The organism is Nitratireductor sp. PBL-C9 (assembly GCF_050877045.1).
Taxonomy (GTDB): Bacteria; Pseudomonadota; Alphaproteobacteria; order Rhizobiales; family Rhizobiaceae; genus Nitratireductor; species Nitratireductor aquimarinus.
In genome coordinates, this window is record NZ_JBPAXW010000002.1 from 580,642 (window position 1) to 606,648 (window position 26,007).

Sequence of the window (26,007 nt, forward strand, 5' to 3'; positions counted from 1 at the left end):
GAATTCTCAAGGCTGATTTACGGAGGTGGCGCGGGCGTTGCCGCGTGGGAGGTCAGAAAGGGTATTTCATGCTGAAAGAGCTGCATCGCCCCGTCCATTCCGTGTATTCATCTTGTGATTGAAATATGCGACGGAGTGCAGCTTATGCGGAAATCACAGGGTGCATTTTTTCCGGAAAAACGCATTTTGGGGCCGGGAATCCCCGATTGACAGCCGGCTGAGGTCAAGTCATAAACTTACGTCTATTTAGATAAACAAATGTTCTTTCCGGGAATGGTTATGAGCAGTGTTTCAGGGGGAGGAAAATGGACGCATTTCTGAGCGGCCTCAAAACGGCTGTGGACACACTCGGCGCAACGGTTCTGTTGCCCATCGTCATCTTTGTCATCGCCGTTGTTCTGGGGGCCAAGGTCGGCAAGGCGTTTCGCGCTGCCGTCACCATCGGCGTGGCTTTCATCGGCATCAATCTCGTGCTCGGCCTCATGCTGGGCTCCATCGGGGATGTTGCGCAGGCCATCGTCACCAACACGGGTATCCAGCGCGATATCGTTGATGTGGGCTGGCCTTCGGCTGCCGCAATCGCGTTTGGTTCGTCGGTCGGTCTCTGGGTCATTCCCATCGGCATCGCCGTCAACATCGTGCTGCTTCTCACGCGCATGACCCGCACGCTGAATGTCGACGTCTGGAATTTCTGGCACTTCGCGTTCATCGGTTCGCTCGCCGTCGCCGCCACGGGCAGCCTCGGCTACGGCCTCGTCATCACCGCGCTGATGGCCGCCCTGTCGCTGCTCTTCGCCGACTGGTCGGCGCGTGCGGTGCAGAAATTCTACGGCATTCCCGGCGTTTCGGTGCCGCATCTGGCATCCGCGCAGATCCTGCCGATCGCCATCGTCGTGAACTGGATCATCGAGCGCATCCCGGGCGTCAACAAGATCAACATCTCGACCGAAACCATCGAGCGGCGCTTCGGCGTGTTCGGCGAGCCGGTCGTTCTGGGTCTGGTCATCGGCCTCGTGCTCGGCGCCATCGGTTATTACAATGCCGGCGATTTCGGCACGGTTCTCTCCAAGGTTCTGCAGACGGGCATGACGCTCGCCGCCGTGATGCTGCTTCTGCCGCGCATGGTGAAGATCCTGATGGAGGGCCTGCTGCCGGTTTCGGAAGCCGCACAGGAATTCGTGCGCAAGCGCACGGGCGACCGCGAACTGCTGGTCGGTCTCGATTCGGCGATCCTCATCGGCCACCCGGCCGCGATCTCGTCGTCGCTCATCCTGGTGCCCATCGCCATCGCCCTTTCGGTGATCCTGCCGGGCAACCGCGTGATCCTGTTCGCCGACCTTGCGGTCATTCCGTTCCTCGTCGCGATGGCGGCGCCGCTCATGCGCGGCAATGTGTTCCGCATGGTCATCGTCGGCACGGTCACGCTGGCCGTCGGTTTCTACGTGGCCAACGCGCTTGCGCCGCTGTTCACCAGCGCTGCAATCGATTCCGGCTTCGAGATGCCCGAGAACGCGGTTCAGATCACCTCGGTGGTCGACGGCTTCCTGTGGATCTCCTACGTGGTCATCGCAGCGATCCGCGATCTCGGCGTTGCCGGGCTGGGTCTGCTTGCCGCGCTCATCGCGGCGTGCTTCTGGCTCTACCGCCGCAACACGCAGGCCTGGGAACGGGCTGCTGGTGCGGAAGACGACACTGCACAGGAAGGCTAATAGGTTAGTGAATGGCTGAAGCCCTTATGAACCACATCGATCCCGAGGCGATTGTCCTCGGGGTCGACACCGACAGCCGCGAGGCTGTCATCCGACTGCTGGCGGAAAAACTTCAGGCTGCCGGTTATGTGAAGGACAGTTTTGCCGATGCGGTTCTCGCCCGCGAAGCCTCGATGCCGACCGGTCTGCCGCTCGGCCACGCGGTGAATGTCGCGGTGCCGCACACGGATCCGGAACATGTTCTGAAGCCGGGCATCGCACTGGCGACGCTCAAGAAGCCGGTCGCCTTCGCCAATATGGAAGACCCGGACGAGCCGGTCGAGGTGGGCCTGGTTTTCCTGATGGCGCTCAACGACAAGGATCGCCAGATCGAGATGCTTCAGGAAATCATGGCGACGATCCAGAGCGAAGAGGCTATTTCTGGCCTCATGCAGGCATCGTCGGTCGATGATGTCGCTGCGGTTTTGAAGTAAGGCAGTTTTAGGAGAACGGGAACCGGTTTCCCTTCCGGAACTGTTTTGAGAAAAAGTCCCTGAACCGCATCATCGTCTCCATGACGCGATGATGCGGTTCAGACTCCATTGGTAGGGAGAAGTCCATGAGCAAGAAAACCGTTCTTTTCGCCTGCGGCACCGGCATCGCCACCTCCACGGTGGTCGCGAATGCCGTGACCGAGGCCATGAAGGAGCGCGGCATCACCATCGAGCCGCGCCAGTGCAAGGCAACGGAAGTCCGTTCGGAACTTACCGGCGTCGATCTGATCGTTTCCACCACGCAGTTACCGTCGGATCTCGACGTGCCGTCCATCGTGACGCTCGCCTTCCTGACGGGCATGGGCAAGGCCGAGGCGCTCGACAAGATCGAAGGCGAGCTGCGCAAGTAAAGCGCGCGCGCTTCCAGAATATGAAAAAGGCCCGCAGCCGATCCGGTTGCGGGCCTTTTTCATGTGTGTCGCCAGAAGGCAGAGCGCCTTAGCTGTTTTCCTCGACGAAGCGGCGCAGCCATGCCACGTCATCGCCCGACAGCGTGTCGATCAGGCGCTCGGCAAAGGCGGTCTTCAGCGTTTCGGTCCAGTCGAGCCCTTCGCGCAGCGCTGCCTCGAATTTCTTCGGCGCATAGGCGTGGCAGCGAATGGCGATGCCTTCCGCCTTCAGGCGGCGCGCATCGTCCAGATCGAAGACGGCCAGGTCGATGCACAGCTCGTCGAGATTGGCAGACTTCACCACGGCAAGCGGGTCGCCATAGCGCTCATGGGCGATGCCGCCGGTCAGGATGCCCGGAATCTCTTCCTTGATGCGCTTGAGGCTCGCATGGTCGAAGGAGATCATCATCATGCGTTCGAGGTTTGCCGGGTCGGCGGCGATCTTCTTCAGCTCGCGGATATAGCCGTCGAGGTCGACCTTCTCCTTGACCTCGATTTCCAGACCCATGTCGAGCTCACGGGCAAGCATCAGGAAATCGGTCAGGGTGGGAATGCGCTCACCGGCAAACTCCGGTCCGAACCAGGAACCGGCGTCGAGTTTTGCGATTTCCGCCGCCGTCAGGGTGCGGGCCGGGCCCGTGCCGTCGCTGGTGCGGTCGACCGAGAGATCGTGCAGCACGATGATCTCGCCATCGCTGGTCAGAACCGTGTCGATCTCGCAGCTGCGGCCGCCCTCGGCGTGGCAGGAGCGCAATGCTGCGAAGGTGTTTTCGGGCGCGGCGATGGAGTTGCCGCGATGGCCGCAAAGGTGCAGCGGGCCGGTTTCACCGATGTGGAAGGAGAATGCCATGATTGAATGTCCTTGTTGGCGTTCGAGCATCGGACCGAAAAGTGGAATCCGGTTTTCGGCTTGTTCCGATGCTCCATAAGAAGCCCAGATCGTCATTTGTGCGTCCGGTGGGATGCGTGGCGATCTAGAGTTTTCCGAGGCCCGCAGCCATCACGTCTTCCTTCATCAGCCGTTCGGCGATGAAGAAGATGATCAGCATGGGCACCAGAAGCAGGAAGGTGACGGCAGCGGCGGTCGGCATAACCAGGATCTCGCCGCCCAGATAGCTCCACAGGCGCACGGCCAGCGTCTGCACCTTGGGCGCACCGACCATGAAGCTTTTCTCGAACTCCTCGAACGAGGCGATGAAGTTCAAGAGGCCGCCGGCAAGAAAGCCGGGCCAGGCGAGCGGCAGCGCAATCCGCATCACCGCAACACGGGGTGCCGCACCCAGCGTGCGGGCCGCGAGGATCAGCTCGTTGGGAATGCCCTCGAGCGTCGCCGTGAGAATGCGGATCATCAGCGGCAGCGTGCCGACGGTCTGCACCAGAATGATGCCCTGCACCGTGCCGGCAAGCCCCATGCCGAAGAAGATCTCGCCAAGGCTGACGGCCACGACGATGCCCGGCACGATCATCGGGGCCAGCACGAACACCTCGACCGCGCGCTTCAGGCGGAAGGGAAACTGCGCCAGCGCCCAGGCCGTGGGAAAGGCCAGCGTGGCGGTGAGCAGCGTCACCACGGTCGAGACGAAGAAGCTGAGCAGGGCGGAGGGCAGGATGTGCCGGTCCGACAGCACGTCGCCCCACGCCGAAAGCGAGAAGGAGCGGGGAATGATGTCGGGCGGAAACCAGCCCACTGCCGGGTCATAGAAGGCCCAGAGCGCAATCACGCCGAGCGGCAGGAACAGCGTCAGGAAAAGATAGCCGTAAAGGCCGAGGGAAACCCAGAGCTGGGTGCGTTGGGAATGTCTCATGCTGATCGCCATGGTTCAGGCTCCCGCGCGCTTTTGCGCGTCCGACTGGCTGAGCGAGCCGATGATTGCGTAGTAGGTGAGGAGCACGCCCACGGCGACGATGCTGAGCAGCGTTCCCATCGCGTAGACGAGCGGCCAGTTCCCCTTGGTGAAGCCTTCCGTGTACATGTGCACGCTGAGCGGCAGCGGATAGCTGGGGCCAAGCAGGTTCGGCACGACAAAGGAGCCGAGCGAACTGATGAAGGTCAGGAGAACGGCGGCGGTGATGCCGGGCTGCGCCAGCGGCAGCTGGATGCGCCACAGAATGGTGAGGCGGCTTGCGCCAAGGGTGCGGGCGGCGGAGAGCACATCCTTGCTGATCGCGGCCATGGAGCCGGAAATGATCAGCGTCATGAACGGGATGTTCTTCCACGACGACGCGATGATCGCGCCAAGGCCCCATTCGTCGCGCACCAGCCGCGGCAGGGTGATGCCGAGCGGGGTCAGGATGCGGCTTGCCATGCCGCCACGGTCCAGCATGACGAGCACGAGAAACGCCGCCACGATGCCGGGAACCACCAGCGGAATGCGGTAGAGCGAGCCGAAGAATTTGCGGCTCGTCTCATTGGCCTGCATCAGGGCCGAAAGCGGCAACGCGATGAGCAGGCTGAGCGCGGTCGGCGCGATGGCGAGCCAGACGGAAAAGCGCAGGCCATCCAGATAGACCGGCGTGGTCAAAAGCGTGATCCACGGGTCGAGCGTGAAGCTTGCCGCATCGGCCCCGCGCCCGGAAAAGCTGTTCACCACCACGCGTACGAGCGGCATGCCGAAGAACACGAGGAGATAGCCAACGCCCGGCAGCAGGCACAGAAGGATCGTTGTCAGGCGAACCGGCTTCATGCCATCGCCTCCACGGGCTCGAACGTCTTCAGAAGATGAAGGGCCGGCGGCGGGGTGAGCTTGACCGGCTGGCCGGTGGCCAGAATGTCGGACTGCCCGCCTGCGGTGATGACGCGCAGTTCCTGCCCGGCGGCGGATACCCAGTAATGGGTGGATGCGCCCAGGAACATGGACTGTTCGACCACGCCATCGGCCTCGCCGCTGGCGGCGTCGATGCCGATGTCCTCGGGGCGGATCGCGATGCCTTCTGCGGCGCGTTCGGCCGGGTTTTCGATCTTGCGCACCGCGCCCCAGGGCAGGCGGCACTCGCTGCCGGAAATGTCGGCCTCGATGACGTTGGTGAGGCCAAGGAACTCGGCGGTGAAGCGGAAGCGCGGGCGGCGGTAGAGGTCGACAGGCGTGCCGCGTTCGACAATCTCGCCATCCTTCATCACCACGATCTCGTCGGCCAGCGCCATGGCTTCCGACTGGTCGTGCGTCACGTAGATCGACGTGGTGCCCAGCTTGCGCTGCATGGTGCGCAGGTCTTCGCGCAGGCTGTCGCGCAGCTTGGCGTCGAGATTGGAAAGCGGCTCGTCGAACAGGAGCACATCCGGCTCGATGACGATGGCGCGCGCCAGCGCCACACGCTGCTGCTGGCCGCCGGAAAGCTGGCGTGGCAGGCGGCGGGCATGCTGGCCAAGGCCGACCAGCTCAAGCGCGGCAGCCACGCGGGTGGCGATTTCGGGCTTTGCGACATTGCGCATTTCGAGCCCGAACGCGACGTTCTTTTCCACGCTCATATGCGGGAACAGGGCGTAGGTCTGGAAGACCATGCCGAAATTGCGGTTCTCCGGCGCAAGCGCGTCGATGCGCCTGTCGGCGAGCCAGATTTCGCCCGTGGTCGGGTCGGTGATGCCCGCAATGGAACGCAAGAGAGTGGTCTTGCCGCAGCCCGATGGGCCCAGAAGCGTGACGAAGCGGCCGGCCGGCACTTCAAGGTCGATCCCTTTCAGTGCGCGGGTGTTGTCGAACTGCTTGGTCAAGCGGCGAATGGAAAGTGTCGTGTCCATGACGATGCATCCTGACGCATGGGCGGCGCCGCGAGGCAGCGCCGCCCGAATGGTGTGCGAAGGTTAGTTGGTGGCGCGCAGCAGATTGGCGACGATGTAGTCGCGCATGGCTGCACGAAGCGGCGCGGGCAGGCTGGGAAGCGCGCGCTCGGCGAACTCGTTGGTCGGGATCAGGCGTGCGGCCTGCTCTTCGGTGAAGCTCTTGCCCGGATCGATGTCCGTGCGTGCCGAACGCGACCCGTTGACGCCAAGCTTCTCGAGCTGGATGTCATGCTGGCTCATGAAGTCGAGGAACAGCAGGGCCGCCGCCGGATGCTCGCTGCCGACCGGCAGGAACATGCCGTCGCCGCCGCCCACCTGGCCGGATTCGATGATCTGCTGACGCACGGTCGGCGGCAGGAGGCCGCGGCCGATGAAGTCATAGGCCATGTCTTCCCATGCGGTGCCGATCGCGCCCGCGCCATTGGCGACGAGGTTCAGCGTGTCGGAGTTGCCATTGGTGATCTCGGCAACCGGGATGAGCTTCTTGTAGTAATCCCAGACCGGGTTCAGGCACGCGCCCTCGACATAGGCCTTGGCTTCGTCCTCGGTCATGGAGAAGTTGGAGAACTCGGCGCGGCAGCCATCGCCTTCCACCTTGGCGTAGGCGACGGACTGCATGAAGCCGTTGCCCGAACCGCCGCCGGCCGGCGAGGTGACGACGAACTTGCCCGGATTTGCTTCCGCCCAGGCGAGCAGAGCGTCGGCGGTCGTCGGCACGTCATCGCCCGAAACGGTGCGCGTGTCATAGATGATGCTGGTCTGGTTGCGGTGGAAAGGCACATAGGCGCCGCCGTGGTCCACGCCGCCGGAAACCCGCGCGATGTCCTGATTGAAGCCATCCGCATTCGGCAGAAGATCGGCGAGCGGCACGTTGGCCATGACATTCTCGCGCAGGAGCAGGCCGGTCGTGCTGGAGCCGACGAAGTAGACGTCGGCCGGCGCGGCCACACCCGAATTGTTGGCGGCGATGAGCTGCTGCACGGCAGCTTCGTTGTTGCCGCGAATGTAGTTCACCGTGATGCCGTATTCTTCCTCGAACGCCGGCAGAAGGCGGTCGGTGAAGAGCGGGCCGAAAGAGTTGGTGAAGTCGAAGAAAGTCAGCTTGCCTTCTTCCTTGGCCTGGGGAACGATGACGTCATAAAAATTTTCAGACGTCAGTTCGGCCAGTTCGAAGCCCGGCTGGATGTTGAATTCTTCCGACCCGATGGGCGTGACCGCATAGGCGGCGGTGCTCATGAGGGTGGCGGCGATTGCAGCAGTGAGAGCCTTCATTGGTGTCTTCTCCGCAAGGGGTTGAGGGCGCGACCTAGGTCGCGGCTTCTCCGGCACTCCGCGTGTCATTTTGCCGATGCTGCGGGGTGCCGGATTCCATCGCTGGCAGGATTGCCAGCAATCTTTCTGCCGTTGCCGGCGAGGCGGCGAAGACCGGAGCGCCATGCTCCAGACCATTCGCGCCCAGATAATCTTTCGTGACAGCGCCGGCCGTGGCGGCGATGAACAGGCCGCCCACGGCATCCCACGGGTTCATGTGCGGCTCGACATAGGCGTCGAGGCGACCGGCGGCGACATGGGCCAGGCACAGCGCGCCCGCGCCGAGGCGACGGAACTCCACATCGTGGTCGCTGAGCGCTGCGACGCAGTTACGGTAAAGCTCCGGTTCGTGCCGGCCCGAAAAGCCGAGGCCGACCACCGCATCCACCATGCTGTCATTGCGCGAGCAGGCGATGGGCGTGTCGCCAAGGCGCGCGCCATGTTCTTCGTCTGCCCAGAAAAGCTCGTCCGTTACCGGATCGAACACCCAGGCGGCGATGGGCTGGCCGTCCTTCAAAAGCGCGAGCGAGACGCAGAAATAGGAAAGGCGACGGGCAAAGTTCACCGTGCCGTCGATGGGGTCGGCAAGCCAGGTGTAGCCCTTGGCCACGGCCTTGCCGCCCAGCTCCTCGCCGATGATCGCGTCTTCCGGAAACGCTTCGAGAATGGCCGCGCGCAGCATGCGCTCGACCGCGAAATCGGCTTCCGTCACCACGTCGCCCGGGCCCTTGCTGTCTGTTTTCAGATCGGGCGCGCGGAAATAGTCGAGCGCGATGCGGCCCGCCTTTTCTGCAAGCGTCTTACCAAGGGCGAGGCGGGAGGGGGCATTCAGGGTCATTCTGTCTTTCCGGCAGTCATGCGTGTGATGAGTTTGGGTTTGCAGTGGATGAGGCGGGCGCGTGGCTCGCTCTCTTCCTGTGGTTGCTGGTCTTCTGCCTGACCGCCCGAATGCCCATCGCCATGGACGTCGACATGGGCGATCAGGCGGCGCATCATTTCCTCGAGCGGCTGCTCGAAGGTGGTGAGGCGATAGGGCGGCCAGTCGGCGGCGGGCAGGTTGTCGAAGCCGATGAGCGCAATGTCGTCGGGGATCGAACGGTGGCCGCGCAGGCCATCCAGAAACCCGAGCGCCATGGCGTCGTTGGTGGCGAAGACGGCGTCGGGCTGTTCGTTGCCCGGCAGGGCGAGCAGACGCTCTGCGCAGGCGCGGCCTGCCTCGGTGGACATGGCGTCATTGTTCCAGATGGCGGCGTGCAGCCCTGCTTCGCGCGCTGCCTCGGAAAAACCTTCGGCGCGCAGCGAGGGCGCCCAGCTTCCCTGCGGACCACCCAGAACCAGAAGCCGCCTGCGGCCTTCTTCAACAAAGAGCCCGGCTGCCATGCGCCCGCCAAGCGGATTGTCGGTGGCGACGGAAAAGCCCTTTTCATGATTGGCCGGGCGGTTAAGCGCGACCAGAAACTGGCCTTTCTCGATGATCGCGGCGGCGCGGTTTTCGCGCACGACACCGGCGGTCACGATGACGCCGCGCGCCCGCCAGCTCAGCGCCTCTTCAAGCAGCCGGTCAACTTCTGCGTCGCTCTCGGCATAAAAGAGAAGTGGTTTCAGATGCCATTCCTGAATGGCCTTCAGAAGCCGGGAGAGAACCTGCGCGCGCCAGTCGAAATTGAGGCGGGTGGTGATGACGGCGACCAGCGGGGCGTCGCCCGTGACCATGGAGCGGGCAAGCGCATTGGGCTGCCAGCCAACCTGTTCAGCCGCCTTCAGGATGCGTTCGCGGGTTTCCGGCGCAATGCGGCCATTGCCGGTGAAGGCGCGGCTGACCAGCGCCTGCGAAACATTCGCCACGCGCGCCACGTCATGGGAGGTTGCCGTGCCGGATTTGCGCCGCGACATCGCTCAGTCCTCCACCGGTGTGGAGACGGTACTACGTATTACCAGGGCTGAAATGAAGAACGCGCTGACCATGGGGGCGGACCGTCGTTTGAGTGAACGCGATCCGAATAGCCGGCTCAGATGACAGCCACGCTACGCAAGCATGTCAGTTTGCTGACAGCGCTGTGCAAAACGGGAAAGGGGATGGAGGAGGGTTTTAAAGCCGCTGCTCGACTTCCGTTTTCAGGGTGTTCAGGTCGCGCGTCTGGCCGGCGAGTTTTTCGATGGCGGCAACCACCAGATCCGTCGCGTGATAATCGGGCTTGTGGCCAAGCCCTTCCACGCGCAGCAGTTCCGCGCTGGGCAGGTCGCGGGCGAGGGCCTCTGAATGAATGTCGGGCGAGACCACATCGTCTATTGCACCGGTAATGATGACGGATGGCGTCTTGATGGTGCGGTAGCGGGCGTGGGTGCGTTCGGTCCAGGCAAGCAGGGCGCATATTTCGCGGGCATTGTGCCGGAACGCTGTCGGCTCAATTGCTTCATGGGCGCGGGTGGCGTGCAGATAGTCGTCCGGCATCGGGTTGGGCGCAAAGACGCCGCGCGCGGCGCTGCCGATCGAAAGCCGTCCGGCCAGCGGCACGATGAGCCTGCTGAACAGGCTGCCCAGATGCGGGTTTCCGGCTGCGTGATAATACCAGGCAATCCCGCCCGGCCACGGATAGAGAGCCGGCGAAAGAAAGACGGTTCCAAGGAGCCTGTCCGGGTGGTTCAGCGCCATGGCGGCAGCGACCGCACCGCCATAGGAATGGCCGACCATGATTGCCTTCTCGATGCCGCGTGCGGTCATCAGCGCCGCAATTGCCTCGGCCTGTCCGTCCGGCAGGATGAGGCTTTCCGGCCCGCAGTCGGATTTTCCGTGGCCGGGCCGGTCGATGAAGAGAAGGCGTGCGCGCCCTTCGAGCGCAGTGCGGAAAGAATAGAGCGGGTCGAGCAGGCTGGCGCTCGCCCCGTGGATGAAGACGACGGGCGGAAGGTCGGCGTTGTCAGCGCCCAGATGCAGGCTGTTCAGCCTGTAACCGCCAATGTCCGTGCGGACACCGCGATCCGGGTCTGATCCGGCCGTGTTCTGGCTGTCGGTCTTGTGCACAAGGTTCATGATCGCCGGCCCCGCCACACTCTCTCAAACGGGATGGTTAGCCGGTTGGGGGCGGGTGGTCCAGAAATAAGCCCTGTTCTAAAGCCTGCGCCCCACGATGAAGGGTCGGGCGTCACGGCCGTTAGATGCATGATAGGCGCATTCGATGACCTCGAAGCCAGCCCTTTTCAGCAGCTTTTCGACCTCCGCAGCAGACAGGAAGTCCACATGCGGGGCCTTGCCAACCATCTGCATGAGCGGCACGACGACGCGAAAGACCGGGTTCATGTCTTTGAGGCACGGCGTCTTGGTGAGGAGGAGCCCGCCCGGTTTCAGCGCATGGCGGATGTTGCCCAGCGCGCGGCCGCTGTCTTCCAGAAGATGCAGGACATTGAAGCCAAGCACGGCGTCGAAGCTTTCCGCCGGCCAGTCCGCGCTTTCAGGTGCGGCCACCTCGAATGTCACATTCCCGATGCCTTCGCTGTGGGCCTTCTCACGCGCAATCGCGATCATCTCGCTGGAAATGTCGGTCGCCAGCAGGCTTTCAACCGAAGGCGCGAGTTTGAGCGCCGTGGTGCCCGTGCCGCAACCAAACTCCAGCACCCGGTCGCCAGGCCGCAGATAATGGCGCACACGCTCCAGCGTCCGTTCATATCCACCCATGTCTGAAATGGGGTCGCTGGCGTATTTGCGTGCGATGCGATCCCAAAAACGCGCATTGTCGGCAGTGCGAAACATGATCGTCTCCTTTGGCGCGTTCCCTATCATATGCGCAAAAATTGAAAATTGCGGAACACTGCAGATCCAATATACATATTTGCATGACGAATATTGACTGGAACCGCGCCCGCGCCTTTCTCGCCACGGCGGAGACAGGCTCTCTTTCCGCTGCGGCCCGTGAATTGGGGCTCACGCAGCCCACGCTTTCCAGACAGGTTGCGCAGCTTGAGGCGGATCTGGGCGTCACCCTGTTCGAGCGGGTCGGCAAGAAGCTGGTTCTGACGGAAACGGGCGAAAGCCTGCTGGAGCATGTGCGCGCCATGGGCGAGGCCGCGCTCGCCATGCGTGTCGCCGCTTCGGGGCGGGCGGAAGAGGTGGCCGGGCGTGTCAGCATTTCAGCGACCGACACCTATGCCGCCTATATCCTGCCCGAAATCATGGAGCGCATTCGCCGTGAAGCGCCGCAGATCACCATTGCCGTCATCTCAAGCGACAGTCTGAGCGATCTGCGGCGGCGGGAGGCGGATATCGCGATCCGCCATGTGCGGCCGCAAGAGGATGGCCTGATCGGGCGGCTCGTCTGTGAAAGCACGGCGCATTTTTATGCTTCCGAGAGCTGGGTTGCCGCACATGGTCATCCCGGTGCGGTGTCAGGCATCGCGCCGCACGCGTTCGTCGGCTACGAAGATGCGGAGCGTTTCGCCGCATTCCTGAGGGGCGTGGGAGCCGAGATTGGCGCGGAGGATTTTCGGCTGGTCTCAAAGAACTCGGTGGTCATCTGGGAGCTGGTGCGGCGCGGGCAGGGCGTCAGCCTGATGAGCCGCGAGATCGCCGAGCGCGCCTCTGGCATCGTCGAGCTGTTCCCCGCGCTCGAGGCCGTGCGCTTTCCGGTCTGGCTCGTCACCCACCGCGAACTGCGCACCAGCAAACGCATCCGGCTTGTCTATGACATTCTGGCGCAGGAACTGGAGCGCATCACGCGCGAAGCCAGAAAATCAGCCGGTTAAACGCCTGCCGGGAACGCCTGCCGAAAACGCCTGCCGAAAACGCCTGAAAGCCGGTGGTCCCGGGGTGATTTTCGGGGAAATCAGTGCGCCGGCTGTTACTTTCCCATGGAATTCACTTGAAATTCTTATTCTATGAATAATAACATATAGATGGGTTATATTGATGGTTGTATTTTAATATAAGGTATTTCAATCCATGGTTTTTGATTTTACGGTCGGTTTTATCGTCAGCCTCATTTCGATGTTCATCCATCTTTTGGCGACGATCATCATCGCCAAGGTGGTTTATGCGCTGAAGTCGGATTTTGATGAAAAAGGGAACCTGTTTTTATCGTTCTCCCTGACGATCATGTATTTGATTCTTTCGGTCGCGCTGTTTGCATCCGTCACGGTATGGGGGCTGCTCTTCTATTGGCTCGGCCTGGTCGATAATTTCGGCAATGGCTTCTATTCCGCGCTGGTCAGCTACACCACGCTCGGCTTCGGCGACGCCTCCCAGATGAGCGAAACCCGGCTTGTCGGTCCGATGGCGGCGGCCAGCGGCATTCTCATGTTCAGCTGGGCTGCGGCCGTGCTGATCTACGTCCTCCAGGCGCATCTGCCCTATTTCATCACCAAGAAAGACACGACGCCTTCAAAGAGCTGAGTCGATCTTCGCTTGAACTGTCTCCGCTGCAGGAAGGGCGTCGTCTTCGGTTTTTATCCCGCGCGCCTTCGCTGCCAAATGCATTGAAACGCACGGGAATCCAGAAATGTCGACACGATCGCACGCGGCGCAGACCCGGCCAAACTCCTGGCTTCGTGAGTTGACGCGCCTGAAGCCGGCGCACTGGCCCATCGGGCGCTGCCTGAGGGCCGCCCTGTCCGTGGCCCTGCCAATTCTGGCGGGGATCATGTCGGGCTCCGCCGGCTCCTTCATGGTCATGTCGCTTGGCGCTCTAGGCCTGTGTCTGGGAGAGAAGGACAGCCCCTATATCGAACGGTTCCGCGAGGTTGCGATCATCGCGCCGATCGGAGCGCTTGGCTTTTTTCTGGGCTATGTGGGGCATCTCGACTGGGCCTTTGTCGTCGCCGCAATGACCGTGGTGGCGTTTGTGGTCGGGCTCATCGGCTCTTACGGATCGGTTCTCGCTTCCGCTCTGGTTCAGGCGCTGCTCATGGGCTGTATCGCTATCGCGCTTCCCGCGATTGCGCCTTTCTGGAAGCCGGCTGCCTATTTCCTCGCGGGCTGCGGCTTCTACGCCGTTCTGCTCGGCGTGGAGGCGCTTTTCTTCCGCAAGCGTCCCTTCATCGTTCTGGTCGCCAACCTGCTTGAAGGGCTTTCGAGGCTTGCGCTGGCGCGTTCCAAAAATGCCGAAGCCGCCGAAGAGGAAACCATTCGCCGGACGATCACGGACAAGATGTCCACGGGCTTCGCCAGCCTGCTTTCCGGCCGCTATCATCAGCATGGGCGGCCTTCGGCGCATCTCGATTGGGAGTCGTCCGTTCTTCAGGGGCTCAGCCGCATTTTCACCGCGACGCTGGCGTCGAACAAGCCGGATAACCTTGAGCAGGCTGCGCATGAACTCAAGCGTCTCGCAGCGCTGGTGCGCGATGAAAAACCTGCACCGGCCGCCGACGGCGCATTCGCCGATACGCTGCTAAGCCGTTCGGTAGAGCACTTCACCGCGATGTACTGGAGCGCAGGCTCTTCAGAAAAAATCGCGCCGCCACACGTGGCTTCGGGCGCGGTTTCCGTGTCGAAGCGCGTCGGGTTCGCGGAGGCTTTGAAGTTCGATCACGAGGCCATCAGGTCCGCTGCCGTTCTGGCGCTGTGCGTCTGCATCGCGTTCGCCACCCGCTGGGTGAACGATGGCAATCACTGGTACTGGACGCCCCTCACGGTCATCATCGTTCTGAGGCCCGATCTGGGTTCCATCTTCGTCCGGTCCGTCCACCGTGTCATCGGAACGGTTCTGGGCGTACTGGTCGGGGTTGCTGCCTTTGCCCTGTTCCCGAAAGGCATCGCGCTGGTCTGCGTTCTGGCGGTTCTTGCAGGCATTCTTCCGTGGGCGGCGCAGCGCGCCTACTGGATGGCGACATTTGTGGCCACGCCGATGGTGCTGATCCTCATCGACATCACGTCGCCGGGCGCTGGCACAACCGATTACGGTCTGCAGCGGCTGGTAGACACGCTGATTGGCGGAGCGATCATTCTTGTGTTCGGCTACTTCATCTGGCCGCGCACGCATTCGCATGAGCTGGAGCGCAGCTTCCAGAGCGCGCGGGAAAAGATCGCCGCCTATCTTCTCGCCCTGAAGCCTGTGAACGCTTCGCAGCCCGATCCCCAGATCGGCGCAAAAAAACGGCAGGCCTATGTGGCGCTTGCCGCGATGCGCAAGAAGATCAACGCAGCCATGCTCGAACCCGCCCCGGCGGGCCCCGAGGCCGCTGCATGGTACCCGCTCGTAACGGGTGCGGAGCGCGTCTGCGACGGTATCGGCGCATGGTCAGCCAGATATACGGTGGCCGAGAATCAGGAAGCCATTGTCGATGCGCTCGCAGCCAGAATCGCTGGAAGCAAACCGGACGGCTGCGCCGGCATCGTGAAGGATGAAGTGAATGGCGACCCGTTCATGGCCTTCGCTTCGAACATCTGCGCGGCCTTCGACCAGATCGATGGTTTCATGGAGAAGAAAGATGTGGGTGCGAAGGGGCAGGCAGCCCCCGCAGCCGCGTAACGCCCGCACAGGGCGCCTCTGAGAGCCGGTCAGGGGAGTGGCGCGACTTTGTTCGCACGCTCCCCTGATTGCGCGCTGTAGGGCGGTAAGAGCGCCTTGTTTCCAGTCTCAAAAGACAGGCCGTGCTTTCGCGATGCGAAGCGGGGTGTTTTGTGCGGATTGGGGAGGCGAACAATCGAACAGACGGACTGTCCAGCGCAATGCTGCGCGGCACTTAGTCGTGTATCGATTTCTCAAGGAAATGGCGCGCCCGAAAGGATTCGAACCTCTGACCCCCAGATTCGTAGTCTGGTGCTCTATCCAGCTGAGCTACGGGCGCGTGCCGCCTTGGCGACTGTCGAAGCAGTGTTCGCTGCCGCCGACCGCGGTTAACTAGCGAGTGCGGCGTAGAATTGCAAGCGCTATCGAAGGAATTTTCTGGATATCTGCACAGCTTGTCCAATTAGCGTCATTTAAGGTCAGCCCAGACGCGGCTGATCGGGGATGCTGATCGCGAAAACCGTATGTCCGCCAGTGCTTTCCACAAGCTCCAGCGCGCCGCCATGCGCCCGCACCAATTCCTGTGCAATTGCCAGGCCAAGCCCGGTCCCCCCGCTTTTTGCGGAGCCGCGGAAGGGCGCAAACAGGTTTTCGCGTGCTTTTTGCGGCAGGCCGGGGCCGGTGTCGGTCACATGGATTCGCGCCGTGTGGTCCTCCCGGTCGGCAGCGACCGTCAGGCGCTTGATGACGGATGGTTCGCTGTCGCCCGCCATCGCCTGAATCGCGTTGCGGCAGAGATTCGCCAGCACGCGGAAGAGATGTTCCGAATCGGCGTTGATCTCGAAATCCTCCGGCACCGCATTCACGAATTCGATTCGGTCATCGGTTTCGAGCGGCAGCACGCTCTGCACCTCGTCCACCAGCGCATGCAGCCGCAGACGGCGGCGGGTCGGCGGGGCTTCCTGCGTGCGGCCATAGTTGAGAACGCCTTCCGTGTAGATCACGGCGCGGTCGAGCGTGCGCAGCAGGCGCGGCGTCAGCATCTTCACCGCCGGATCATCCACCGTGCTCAGCCTGTCAGACATCAGATGGGCCGAGGCCAGCATGTTGCGCATGTCGTGGTTGATCTTGGAGACGGCCAGTCCCAGATCGGCAAGCCGCTTCTGTTCGCCCAGCGTTTTCTGAAGCGCCGACTGCATGCGCGCCAGCTCGCGTTCTGCAACGCCGATCTCGTCGCCGCGTTCTTCCGGCGAGATGACGCGACGCGGATCGTCCGGCGTTGCGGCGAAGGAGAGCATGGACTGCGTCATCGCGCGGATCGGGCGGATCATGATCCGGTTGATCGCGTAGAAGACCAGTGTGGCCGTGAAGAGCGAGATGATCAGCGAGAGAAACGCCACATTGCGCGCATAGGTGAGCATGGCGTCGCGCAAGCCGGCATCGGGTATCAGGATCTCGAAGATTTTGCCCGTGTCGCCCACGGTTCCGTAGATGCGGAACACACGGTCGCCGCCGAAGAAAAGGGTGGAGAAGGTCTGTGCGATGGCGGCCGTCGGCGTGATGGCGTCAAGGTCGATATGTTCGTCCACCATGGGCGGCATGTCGGTCACGACGAGAATGCGGGAGACATCCGCATCACGCACGGCGATGGCTTTCACGCCGGTGGCCATCAACAGCTCGTCGCGGATGGGCGGGGCGAGTTTTTCGTCTTCGCCTTCCATCAGGATGATGCTCACGGAGGCCGCGTTCTCGAGCCGCTGCATCATCCACTGCATGCCGAAATTGGCGACCGAAGGGATGAAGATCAGCACTTCGGCGATCATCACGAAAAGGATGGTGAGAACCAGAAGCTTGGTGGAGAGGCCGCGCGTCAGCGGCACCGTGTCGGTCTCGCGCGGCTTTTCGCCGGTATCGCCCGCCATTTTCTCTGCCATCGCTCAGCGTCTCTCCGGGCCGGATGCGGCTTTGTTGGTCGTGGGCGCTCTCAAGGCTGATCAGCCGAACCGACGCAGAAACCGCACCAGAGCGCGCACCAGAGGCTTGCGTGTCGTCTCCGTGAAATACGTGATCGCCGCGCGTTTGCCAATCTCGGTCATGGTCGGGTAGGGGGCGATATAGCCCGCCACATCGCGCACGCCGAGCTTTTGCGAGATGGCGAGCGCCCAGAAACTGATCATCTCGCTCGCATTGGCCCCGGCAATCGACGCGCCGAGAATGCGGCCCTTGCGGTCGGTGACAAGTTTGATCAGGCCTTCGGTCTTGCGCTCCGTCTGGGCGCGGTCGTTTTCCGAATAGGGCCAGCGCAGAATGCTGATCCTGCGGTGGTGCTTGCGCGCTTCCTCTTCGCTCAGTCCCACATGGGCGATTTCGGGGTCCGTATAGGTCGCCCAGGGGATGATGGTCCGGTTCTCTTGCGCATTGAGGCGAAACAGCAGGGCGCGCAGCACCAGACCCGCATGATAGCCGGCCACATGGGTGAACTGCAGCCCGCCCGCCACATCGCCAATGGCGTAGACCCGGCGGTTCTTCGTGCGCAGCTTGTCGGAAACCGTGATGCCGCGCCGGTCATGCGTGATGCCGGCCCTGTCGAGGTCGAGCGCATCGATGTTGGGCGTGCGTCCGGCGGCGATCAGCAGGTGTGAGCCATTGATGGTGCGCGCGCCATCGGCGTCTTCGATATGAACGCGCACGCCCGTGCGGCCGCGCTTGCTCACCTGCGTGACCCTGGTGTGTTCCAGCACGGTCACGCCTTCTTCGCGTATCCTGGCGAGCGCGAAGGCCGTGAGCTCCGGGTCGTCCTTGCCGAGGGCGGAAAGCGCTTCCACCACCGTCACCTTGCAGCCCAGACGCCTGTGCGCCTGCGCCAGCTCCATGCCGATGGGGCCGCCGCCAATGATGATCAGGTGGGATGGTTTGCGGGTTTGCGAGAAGATCGTTTCATTGGTGAGGAAGGGCACATCCTCCAGACCGGGGATTGGCGGGACGAGCGGCGACGAGCCCGTCGCGATCACGAAGCGCCGGGCGCGGATCTCGTAATCGCCGGCGGTGACCGTGCGGGCGTCCTTGAAGCGCGCCTCTTCCTGGATCACCTGAACGCCGAGCGCGGTGAAGCGCTCGACGGAATCGTTTGGCTCAATGGCGGCGATGGTCGCCTCCACATGCTGCATCACCTGACGGAAATTCACCTCCGCCTCGGCCGGCGCGATGCCAAAGGCCGCGCCATTGCCCATCAGATGGGCCTGCTTTCCCGCGGCGATCAGCGCCTTGGAGGGCACGCAGCCATAGTTGAGACAGTCGCCGCCCATCTTGCCGCGCTCGATCAGCACGACCGGCACGCCGAAGGCGGCAGCGGCTGCCGCAACGCTCAGGCCACCGGAGCCGGCGCCAATGACGCAGATATCGGGAGTGAGGAGGGTCATTCAGGCAGTCTCTTGCTTGTTCAGGGCAGTCAGGCGTCGGGCGAGCGGCGCAGTTTCTTCACCACGACCGGGATCGCGGCGACCAGCGCCAGTGCGCCAAAGGCGAGGGTTAGCTGCGGCGTTACCAGATCGCCGAGCGTCACTTCCCGCCCGGCTTCAGCTGCGGCGACCAGAACGCTGTCCAGTCCGTGGCCCAGATAGGCATAGGCGAAGGTGCCCGGCAGAATGCCCAGAAACGTTGCCGTTGCATAGGTGCGCAACGAGACGTTGAACAATGCAGGCGCGATATTCACCACCCAGAAGGGAAAAATCGGCGCGAGCCGCAGCACCAGAAGATAATTGAAGGCGTCGTCCTCAAACCCCCTGGCCATGCGCGAGACGCGCCCGCCGATCTTTTGCGCGAGAACGCCGGAGAGCGCGCCGCGCGCGGCCAGAAACACGGCGGACGCGCCAATCGTGGCGGCAACCGCAACCAGCGCCCCGCCCAGAAGCCAGCCGAAGAGAAAACCCGCAAAGAGGGTCAGAATGGACGCGGCGGGAAAGGAGAAGGCGACGGCGAGCGCATAGAGAACGGCAAAGCCGAGCGGCGCCAGAACCGGGTTCTGCGCCACGAAACCGCGCAGAACGTCACGGCTCTCCGAAAGGAAGGTGAGCGAGAGATATTCGTGCAGCCCCAGCGCATAGCCGGCCAGAAGACCGCCGGCCACGACAAACAGCGGAGCCAGGCGCTTCAGCAGGGAGCGCTTTGGTTTCTCGTTCCTGTCATTCGCTGTCGTCTGCATCACCGTCATCTTTCGATCTCCGCGGGGCTTACGCATTTTGTGCGGCGTATGGCCGTACATGCGTGTTGAGACCGGTCTGTGCAACGCAAGATACACAGTCTCACTGCCTTTTGAGATGATCTCGCGCCGGTCTCACCGAACCGTGAAGAGACCGGGATAACGGCAAAAACAAAAGAGCCCGCTCGAAAGCGGGCTCCCTGAGATGCGGATTGTAGCCGGTTCAGGCCCTGGCGCGTTCCAGCGACAGAGCGCCGGAGCCGAAAGCGGTCAGAAGAAGCAGGCCACCGGCCATGGAGAGGTTCTTCATGAACATGATGGTCTGCATCTGGTCGGAGAAGTCGAAATGCGCGACCAGACCGGAAGCAATGGAGAAGACCGCCAGAAGCAGGGCGGCGATGCGGGCCTGAAAGCCGACCAGAATGGCGAGGCCGCCAACGAGTTCGAGAAGGGCGACGAGCCAGGCGGTGACGACGGGCAGCGGCAGGCCGACCGCGCCGAAATAACCGGCAGTGCCGCCGATATCGGTGATCTTGCCGAAGCCGGACATGATGAAGATGACCGAAATCAGGATACGGCCGATGAGGATGATTGCGTTCTGGGACATTGCTGGGGTTCCGTGTTTTTCAAACGATGCGTTGACGCTGATATACGCGACGCGATTGTGTAGAAAAACTGCCCCAGTGGTGACGCTGTGTTCTCAAAATAGACGACAATGAGCGCGAGCGCCGTGATCTCATTGCGGGTCACCGGCCCGAAAATTCTTTGTTTTCAGGCCGGTGAGAGAGCTTAAGCGATCGGCGGCGATCAGGCCGGCGCGATCATCAGTTCCGGGCGCACGAGACGCTCATAGTCGTCCTCGGAAACGAGGCCGCTCTTGAGCGCTTCCTCGCGCAGCGTGGTGCCGTGCTTGTGGGCCGACTTGGCGATGGCCGCCGCATTGTCATAACCGATGGCCGGAGCCAGCGCGGTGACCAGCATGAGCGAACGCTGCATCAGGTCGTCAATGCGGGTCTCGTCGGCCTCGATGCCCTTCACGCAATTGTCTGCGAAGGACTGCATGGCGTCGGTGAGAATGCGGATCGACTGCAGAACGGCATTGGCCACGACCGGCTTGAACACGTTGAGCTCGAAATGGCCCTGGCTTGCGGCGATGCTGACGGTGGTCTGGTTGCCCATCACCTGCGTGGCGACCATGGTCAGCGCCTCGGCCTGGGTCGGGTTCACCTTGCCGGGCATGATGGAGGAGCCGGGTTCGTTTTCCGGCAGCTTCAGTTCGCCAAGGCCCGAACGCGGGCCGGAGCCCAGGAAGCGGATGTCGTTGGCGATCTTGAAGAGATCGGCTGCCAGCGCATTCAGCATGCCGTGGAAAGCGTTCAGCGCGCCATGGCTTGCCAGCGCCTCGAACTTGTTCTCGGCGGTGCGGAAGGGCAGGCCGGTGATCTTGGCGACCTTTTCGGCAAACGCCTTGTCAAAGCCGACGGGTGCGTTGAGGCCGGTGCCGACGGCAGTGCCGCCCTGCGCCAGCGCGTAGACGTCGGCGAGGCTCTCCTCGATCCGGCGTGCGCCGTATTTCAGCGCCGCCACATAGCCCGAGAACTCCTGGCCCAGCGTCAGCGGGGTGGCGTCCTGGGTGTGTGTGCGGCCGATCTTGACGATGCCGTCAAAGGCCTTCGCCTTCTCGTCGAGCGCTTCGGTCAGATACTGCAGCGCCGGCAGAAGCTTCTCCGCTGCCTCGCGTCCCGCAGCAATGTGCATGGCGGTGGGGAAGGTGTCGTTGGAGGACTGACCCATATTGACGTGATCATTGGGGTGGACAGGCTTCTTGGAGCCCATCTCGCCGCCCAGGATCTCGATGGCGCGGTTGGAGATCACCTCATTGGTGTTCATGTTCGACTGGGTGCCGGAACCGGTCTGCCAGACGGACAGCGGGAAATGATCATCGAGCTTGCCCTCGACCACTTCGCGGGCTGCCTGAACCATGGCTTCGCCCAGCTTGGGGTCGAGCTTGCCGTTTTCGATGTTGGCTTCGGCGGCTGCCTGCTTGACGATGCCGAGCGCATGCACGAGCGGCACCGGCATTTTCTCGGTGCCGATCTTGAAGTTGCCCAGCGACCGCTGCGTCTGCGCGCCCCAATAGCGGTCGGCGGCGACCTCAAGCGGGCCGAATGTATCTGTCTCGGTACGGGTCTTGGACATGCGATCGTGCTCCATTGTCAATTCGCGCGTCGGGAAGGGGGCAGCGGTGCTGATCCGGCTCTGCCCGAAAAGTGCTGCCGTTTAATGGCGCGGGCGAGGGGATTTGGCAATGGGCTGGCGGTCAGGCCGTGCGCTATCGACCGCCATTTTGACAAACTGTCCATTGCTCTTCTTTCCGGCGATGAATTATCACGCGCCATAAGGTCTCGCCCGGCGAGGCGGAATTTCGTTTTGTTTCATAATGAGTTGCTTGGGGACGACGTTTTGAAAGACCAGCATCATTCCCGGTTCTGGCGAACCGCCGGACCTCCCGTGGCTGCCGCCCTTCTGGCGACTGCGGCACATTTTCACCTGATCGGCGAGAGCGGCTTTTACTTCATCCTTCCGGCAGCCGTTCTGCTGATCGCGACCGTTTTCTCATCGGTCCATTTCGCAGAGATCCTGTCGCTGCGTCTCGGTCAGCCCTTCGGCTCCGTCGTTCTGGCCGTGGCAGTGACCGTCATCGAGGCGTCGCTCATCATTTCGATGATGCTTTCGCCCTCGGAGGGTGACAGCACGGTGGCGCGTGACACGGTGTTCGCCACGGTGATAACCGTGCTCAACGGCGTGGTGGGGCTGTGCCTGCTCATTGGCGGATTGCGTCATCACGAGCAGTCCTTCCAGAGCCAGGGGGCGGTTGCCGCGTTCAGCGTCGTTGGCACGCTGGCCACGCTGACGCTGATCCTACCCGACTTCACGCTGGCGGTGAAGGGGCCGTATTACTCGACCGTGCAGCTCGCCTTCGTCACGGTCGTCTCTCTGGTGCTCTATGGCGTCTTCCTGTTCGTGCAGACGGTCCGGCACCGGGGCGACTTTGTCGACATTGCCGTGGTGGACGAGGTGATGCACAGCCGTCCCACGGGGCGGCAGACTGCCGTCGCCGGCATCATGCTCGCGCTTTCCCTGCTGATGGTGATCGTGCTTGCAGAGGCGCTGGCGCACCCGCTGGAGCAGGGCGTGCGGGGGCTCGGTCTGGCAGAGGCGTTTGTCGGCCTGATCATCGCCGTTCTGGTGCTGCTGCCCGAAGGGGTGACGGCGCTGCGCGCGGCAGCCTCAAACCGTCTTCAGACCAGTCTCAATGTCGCCACCGGTTCGGCCATCGCCAGTGTGGGCCTGTCGATCCCCACCATCGCCGTCATGTCGATGTTCCTGGGCAAGCCGATCACGCTGGGGCTTGAGCCCGAGCACATCGTGCTTCTGGTTCTGACGCTCTTCGTCGGAACACTGACGCTCGCCACGGGCCGCACGACGATCATGCAGGGGGCGGTGCATCTGGTGATCTTCGCCTGTTTCGTGCTTCTGGCGGCGGTGCCCTGAGCACCCCCCAAAAAGACTGTCCCAAACAAAGAAGGGCGCCCCGAAAGGAGCGCCCTCTTTTGTCGTAGCGATGTGCGACTGGCTTAGAAGCCCATGCCGCCCATACCGCCCATACCGCCCATGTCGCCGCCGGGCATTGCCGGAGCGTCCTTCTTGGGCAGCTCGGCAACCATGGCCTCGGTGGTGACGAGCAGGCCGGCAACCGAAGCGGCGTCCTGCAGCGCGGTGCGGACAACCTTCATCGGGTCGACGATGCCCATGGCGATCATGTCGCCATACTCACCGGTCTGGGCGTTGTAGCCGAAGGTAACACCCTCGTTCTCGAGGATCTTGCCGGCAACGATGGAGGACTCGGCGCCTGCGTTGGCAGCAATCTGGCGAACCGGAGCCTGAACGGCGCGGCGCACGATGTTGATGCCAGCGTCCTGGTCCGGGTTGTCGCCCTTCGCCTTGATCTGAGCGGATGCACGCAGAAGCGCGGTGCCGCCACCGGGGACGATGCCTTCCTCGACTGCAGCGCGGGTCGCGTTGAGCGCGTCGTCGACGCGGTCCTTGCGCTCCTTCACCTCGACCTCGGTCGAGCCGCCGACGCGGATCACGGCAACGCCGCCTGCGAGCTTCGCAAGGCGTTCCTGCAGCTTCTCGCGGTCGTAATCGGAAGAGGTCTCTTCGATCTGTGCCTTGATCTGGGCAACGCGGCCTTCGATCTCAGCCTTCTGACCTGCACCGTCAACGATGGTCGTGTTCTCCTTGGAGATCGCAACCTTCTTCGCGCGGCCGAGCATGTCGAGCGTGACGTTCTCAAGCTTGATGCCGAGGTCTTCGGAGATGACCTGGCCGCCGGTGAGGATCGCGATGTCCTCGAGCATGGCCTTGCGGCGGTCGCCGAAGCCCGGAGCCTTCACAGCAGCGATCTTCAGGCCGCCGCGCAGCTTGTTGACGACGAGCGTGGCCAGAGCCTCGCCTTCCACGTCTTCAGCAATGATGATGAGCGGCTTGGACGACTGAACGACCGATTCCAGAACCGGCAGCATGGCCTGCAGGTTGGAGAGCTTCTTCTCGTGGAGCAGGATGTATGCATCCTCGAGCTCGGCAATCATCTTCTCCGGGTTCGTAACGAAGTACGGGGAGAGGTAGCCGCGGTCGAACTGCATGCCCTCGACCACTTCAAGCTCGGTCTCGGCGGTCTTGGCTTCCTCGACGGTGATGACACCCTCGTTGCCGACCTTCTGCATGGCCTCGGCGATCATCTCGCCGATCTCTGCTTCACCGTTTGCGGAGATGGTGCCGACCTGGGCAACTTCACCGGAGGTGTTGATCTTCTTCGTGGAGGAAGAGAGGTACTCGACGACTTCGGCAACGGCCTTGTCGATACCGCGCTTCAGGTCCATCGGGTTCATGCCGGCGGCAACTGCCTTGGCGCCTTCCTGAACGATTGCCTGAGCGAGAACCGTAGCGGTCGTCGTGCCGTCACCAGCGATGTCGTTGGTCTTGGAAGCGACTTCGCGCACCATCTGTGCGCCCATGTTCTCGAACTTGTCCTCAAGCTCGATTTCCTTGGCAACCGTCACGCCGTCCTTGGTGATGCGCGGTGCGCCGAAGGACTTGTCGATGACAACGTTGCGGCCTTTCGGGCCGAGGGTCACCTTCACAGCGTCGGCGAGGATGTTCACGCCCTTGAGCATGCGCTCACGCGCGTCGCGGGCGAACTTTACTTCTTTTGCAGCCATATTTCTCTAGCTCCTGAGCTTCTGGAGAAACTCTGTTACCGTTTCGATCTGGTGGCGTGGGTTAGCCGATGATGCCCATGATGTCGGATTCCTTCATGATCAGGAGATCCTCGCCATTGAGCTTCACTTCGGTGCCGGACCACTTGCCGAACAGGACGCGGTCGCCTGCCTTGACGTCCAGCGCGACCAGCTTGCCAGCCTCGTCACGCGCACCGGAACCGACAGCGACGATCTCGCCTTCCTGCGGCTTTTCCTTGGCGGTGTCCGGGATGATGATGCCACCTGCGGTCTTTTCTTCAGACTCTACCCGGCGGACGACCACACGGTCATGAAGCGGGCGAAAGTTCGTGTTGGCCATGTTCTCTGAACCCTTGATTCGGATGATGAATTAGGCTTTTCCTCCGTCCGGCGGGTGCCGGACACGTCATTAGCACTCCCTCTTGGAGAGTGCTAACGCGGCTTTGAGATAGTAAGCGCCTGCTGGTGAGTCAAGATTTTCGATCAGGCTGAGCGACACAATTTTTGCGCTCGCCCGTCTTTATCGGAGGCTGGCAGGCAGGGATCGCGCTTCAGACGGGCCTGCGGAAGGCCTGCCGCTCCTTTTCCACCTCTGCGCGGCAGGCGCAGCCCTCTATGTGATCGTTGACGAGCCCCATCGCCTGCATGAAGGCGTAGACCGTGGTCGGGCCGACAAAGGACCAGCCTCTTTTCTTGAGATCTTTGGAAATCCGCGTCGAGATCTCGGTCTTGGGATTGGCGATGAGCGTCTTGTAGTCGACGAGGTCGGGGCGTTCATCCGGCTGCGGCTCAAAGCTCCAGAAATAACGGGCAAGCGATCCTTCCTTCTCGCACACTTCAATGGCGCGCTGCGCATTGTTGATGGTGGAGCGGATCTTGCCGCCGTGGCGCACAATGCCGGCATTGCCCAGAAGCCGTTCCACATCCTTTTCCGTAAAGCGGGCAACGCGCTCGAAGTCGAACCCGTCGAAGGCTTCACGAAAATTCTCGCGTTTGCGCAGGATGGTCAGCCAGGACAGGCCGGACTGGAAACCTTCGAGGCAGATCTTTTCGAACAGGCGGTGGTCGTTGCTCACGGGACGACCCCATTCGCGGTCGTGATACTCCAGATAGTCGGGCAGTTCGCCTGGCCAGAAGCAGCGGGTCTTGCCGTCGGCGCTCTGGATCAATCCCGTCTTCTCTTCGCTCATCTGCCTCGAAATCCTTTGGTTAATGTGAAATCAGCCCGGTTTAACGCAAAGTTCACCAGCATTCTGAACGTGCCGGTAACCACGCCAAATGGTTTTCACGAAACATGGCATTTTACGGACCTGGATTCACCATTCGGTTGCTGCTTGGAGTCAGCATCCT

General features: G+C 62.3%; 24 protein-coding genes and 1 tRNA gene. 7 read left to right on the forward strand and 18 right to left on the reverse strand.

Translation table 11 applies throughout. From position 1 onward, the window contains the following. The first annotated feature begins 305 nt into the window (after window positions 1–305). The 3 genes from ACRTG1_RS06575 (at window position 306) to ACRTG1_RS06585 (ending at window position 2,592) form a co-directional block, all read left to right on the forward strand. A complete protein-coding gene (locus tag ACRTG1_RS06575; protein WP_432515941.1) occupies window positions 306–1,709 on the forward strand; it encodes a PTS galactitol transporter subunit IIC in 1,404 nt (467 codons plus the stop codon). Window positions 1,710–1,720: 11 nt separating this feature from the next. Continuing rightward, window positions 1,721–2,182 (forward strand): PTS sugar transporter subunit IIA, encoded by a 462-nt coding sequence (locus ACRTG1_RS06580; protein WP_113154260.1) that lies wholly within the window; start codon window positions 1,721–1,723, stop codon window positions 2,180–2,182. Window positions 2,183–2,307: 125 nt separating this feature from the next. Beyond that, window positions 2,308–2,592, forward strand: a complete 285-nt coding sequence (locus tag ACRTG1_RS06585; protein WP_113154261.1) for a PTS sugar transporter subunit IIB — start codon at window positions 2,308–2,310, stop codon at window positions 2,590–2,592. Window positions 2,593–2,680: 88 nt separating this feature from the next. Here the strand turns inward: ACRTG1_RS06585 and ACRTG1_RS06590 are convergent, their stop codons facing one another. The 9 genes from ACRTG1_RS06590 to ACRTG1_RS06630 all read right to left on the reverse strand — a co-directional run bounded on the left by ACRTG1_RS06590 (window position 2,681) and on the right by ACRTG1_RS06630 (window position 11,468). After that, window positions 2,681–3,481: a glycerophosphodiester phosphodiesterase family protein gene (locus ACRTG1_RS06590; RefSeq protein ID WP_206544656.1), complete on the reverse strand. Its 801-nt coding sequence runs from the start codon at window positions 3,479–3,481 to the stop codon at window positions 2,681–2,683. 124 nt (window positions 3,482–3,605) lie between these two features. Beyond that, window positions 3,606–4,436: an ABC transporter permease gene (locus tag ACRTG1_RS06595; protein ID WP_432515942.1), complete on the reverse strand. Its 831-nt coding sequence runs from the start codon at window positions 4,434–4,436 to the stop codon at window positions 3,606–3,608. A 15-nt stretch (window positions 4,437–4,451) separates the two neighbouring features. Continuing rightward, a complete protein-coding gene (locus ACRTG1_RS06600; RefSeq protein WP_206544657.1) occupies window positions 4,452–5,315 on the reverse strand; it encodes an ABC transporter permease in 864 nt (287 codons plus the stop codon). Continuing rightward, window positions 5,312–6,367 (reverse strand): ABC transporter ATP-binding protein, encoded by a 1,056-nt coding sequence (locus tag ACRTG1_RS06605; protein WP_206544658.1) that lies wholly within the window; start codon window positions 6,365–6,367, stop codon window positions 5,312–5,314. The genes ACRTG1_RS06600 and ACRTG1_RS06605 overlap by 4 nt, the downstream gene beginning before the upstream one ends. A 63-nt stretch (window positions 6,368–6,430) precedes the next feature. Then, entirely contained in the window at window positions 6,431–7,681 is a 1,251-nt protein-coding gene (locus tag ACRTG1_RS06610; RefSeq protein WP_432515943.1) for an extracellular solute-binding protein, read from the reverse strand. A gap of 34 nt (window positions 7,682–7,715) precedes the next feature. After that, the gene (locus ACRTG1_RS06615; RefSeq protein WP_113154266.1) at window positions 7,716–8,558 is read right to left on the reverse strand and encodes an inositol monophosphatase family protein; all 843 of its coding nucleotides are present in this window, start codon (window positions 8,556–8,558) and stop codon (window positions 7,716–7,718) included. Further along, window positions 8,555–9,613, reverse strand: coding sequence for a LacI family DNA-binding transcriptional regulator (locus ACRTG1_RS06620; RefSeq protein WP_432515944.1), 1,059 nt, complete (start codon window positions 9,611–9,613; stop codon window positions 8,555–8,557). The genes ACRTG1_RS06615 and ACRTG1_RS06620 overlap by 4 nt, the downstream gene beginning before the upstream one ends. A 196-nt stretch (window positions 9,614–9,809) precedes the next feature. Further along, window positions 9,810–10,751, reverse strand: coding sequence for an alpha/beta fold hydrolase (locus tag ACRTG1_RS06625; RefSeq protein ID WP_432515945.1), 942 nt, complete (start codon window positions 10,749–10,751; stop codon window positions 9,810–9,812). A gap of 78 nt (window positions 10,752–10,829) precedes the next feature. Next, on the reverse strand, window positions 10,830–11,468 hold the full coding sequence (locus ACRTG1_RS06630; protein WP_420507039.1) for a class I SAM-dependent methyltransferase: 639 nt from the start codon (window positions 11,466–11,468) through the stop codon (window positions 10,830–10,832). An 83-nt stretch (window positions 11,469–11,551) separates the two neighbouring features. Here ACRTG1_RS06630 and ACRTG1_RS06635 point away from each other — a divergent pair, with 83 nt between their 5' ends. The 3 genes from ACRTG1_RS06635 to ACRTG1_RS06645 all read left to right on the forward strand — a co-directional run bounded on the left by ACRTG1_RS06635 (window position 11,552) and on the right by ACRTG1_RS06645 (window position 15,177). Then, entirely contained in the window at window positions 11,552–12,457 is a 906-nt protein-coding gene (locus tag ACRTG1_RS06635) for a LysR family transcriptional regulator (protein WP_283801713.1), read from the forward strand. Window positions 12,458–12,653: 196 nt separating this feature from the next. Then, on the forward strand, window positions 12,654–13,103 hold the full coding sequence (locus ACRTG1_RS06640) for an ion channel (RefSeq protein ID WP_113154270.1): 450 nt from the start codon (window positions 12,654–12,656) through the stop codon (window positions 13,101–13,103). A gap of 106 nt (window positions 13,104–13,209) precedes the next feature. Then, window positions 13,210–15,177 carry an FUSC family protein gene (locus tag ACRTG1_RS06645; RefSeq protein WP_432515946.1) on the forward strand — a complete coding sequence of 656 codons (1,968 nt, stop codon included), beginning with the start codon at window positions 13,210–13,212 and terminating at the stop codon, window positions 15,175–15,177. 242 nt (window positions 15,178–15,419) lie between these two features. On the opposite strand, the gene ACRTG1_RS06650 is transcribed toward ACRTG1_RS06645, so the two are convergent. The 6 genes from ACRTG1_RS06650 to fumC all read right to left on the reverse strand — a co-directional run bounded on the left by ACRTG1_RS06650 (window position 15,420) and on the right by fumC (window position 21,553). Further along, a tRNA-Arg gene (locus ACRTG1_RS06650) sits at window positions 15,420–15,496 on the reverse strand. A 139-nt stretch (window positions 15,497–15,635) separates the two neighbouring features. Then, window positions 15,636–17,090 carry a sensor histidine kinase gene (locus tag ACRTG1_RS06655; protein WP_113154272.1) on the reverse strand — a complete coding sequence of 485 codons (1,455 nt, stop codon included), beginning with the start codon at window positions 17,088–17,090 and terminating at the stop codon, window positions 15,636–15,638. Window positions 17,091–17,150: 60 nt separating this feature from the next. Beyond that, window positions 17,151–18,575, reverse strand: coding sequence for a dihydrolipoyl dehydrogenase family protein (locus ACRTG1_RS06660; RefSeq protein WP_432515947.1), 1,425 nt, complete (start codon window positions 18,573–18,575; stop codon window positions 17,151–17,153). A gap of 29 nt (window positions 18,576–18,604) precedes the next feature. After that, complete coding sequence (locus ACRTG1_RS06665; RefSeq protein WP_206547118.1) at window positions 18,605–19,366, reverse strand: TVP38/TMEM64 family protein; 762 nt, start codon at window positions 19,364–19,366, stop codon at window positions 18,605–18,607. A 211-nt stretch (window positions 19,367–19,577) separates the two neighbouring features. Further along, on the reverse strand, window positions 19,578–19,961 hold the full coding sequence (locus ACRTG1_RS06670; RefSeq protein WP_113154275.1) for a DoxX family protein: 384 nt from the start codon (window positions 19,959–19,961) through the stop codon (window positions 19,578–19,580). 200 nt (window positions 19,962–20,161) lie between these two features. Continuing rightward, on the reverse strand, window positions 20,162–21,553 hold the full coding sequence (gene fumC / locus ACRTG1_RS06675) for a class II fumarate hydratase (RefSeq protein WP_206544676.1): 1,392 nt from the start codon (window positions 21,551–21,553) through the stop codon (window positions 20,162–20,164). Window positions 21,554–21,865: 312 nt separating this feature from the next. On the opposite strand from fumC, the gene ACRTG1_RS06680 reads away from it, so the two are divergent. Beyond that, window positions 21,866–22,909, forward strand: a complete 1,044-nt coding sequence (locus tag ACRTG1_RS06680; protein WP_432515948.1) for a calcium:proton antiporter — start codon at window positions 21,866–21,868, stop codon at window positions 22,907–22,909. A gap of 83 nt (window positions 22,910–22,992) precedes the next feature. Here the strand turns inward: ACRTG1_RS06680 and groL are convergent, their stop codons facing one another. The 3 genes from groL to ACRTG1_RS06695 all read right to left on the reverse strand — a co-directional run bounded on the left by groL (window position 22,993) and on the right by ACRTG1_RS06695 (window position 25,847). Further along, on the reverse strand, window positions 22,993–24,639 hold the full coding sequence (gene groL / locus ACRTG1_RS06685) for a chaperonin GroEL (protein ID WP_206544678.1): 1,647 nt from the start codon (window positions 24,637–24,639) through the stop codon (window positions 22,993–22,995). Between the two features lie 61 nt (window positions 24,640–24,700). Further along, window positions 24,701–24,997 (reverse strand): co-chaperone GroES, encoded by a 297-nt coding sequence (gene groES / locus ACRTG1_RS06690; protein WP_113154278.1) that lies wholly within the window; start codon window positions 24,995–24,997, stop codon window positions 24,701–24,703. A gap of 211 nt (window positions 24,998–25,208) precedes the next feature. Then, window positions 25,209–25,847 carry a DNA-3-methyladenine glycosylase I gene (locus ACRTG1_RS06695; protein ID WP_206544679.1) on the reverse strand — a complete coding sequence of 213 codons (639 nt, stop codon included), beginning with the start codon at window positions 25,845–25,847 and terminating at the stop codon, window positions 25,209–25,211. Window positions 25,848–26,007: the final 160 nt, after the last annotated feature.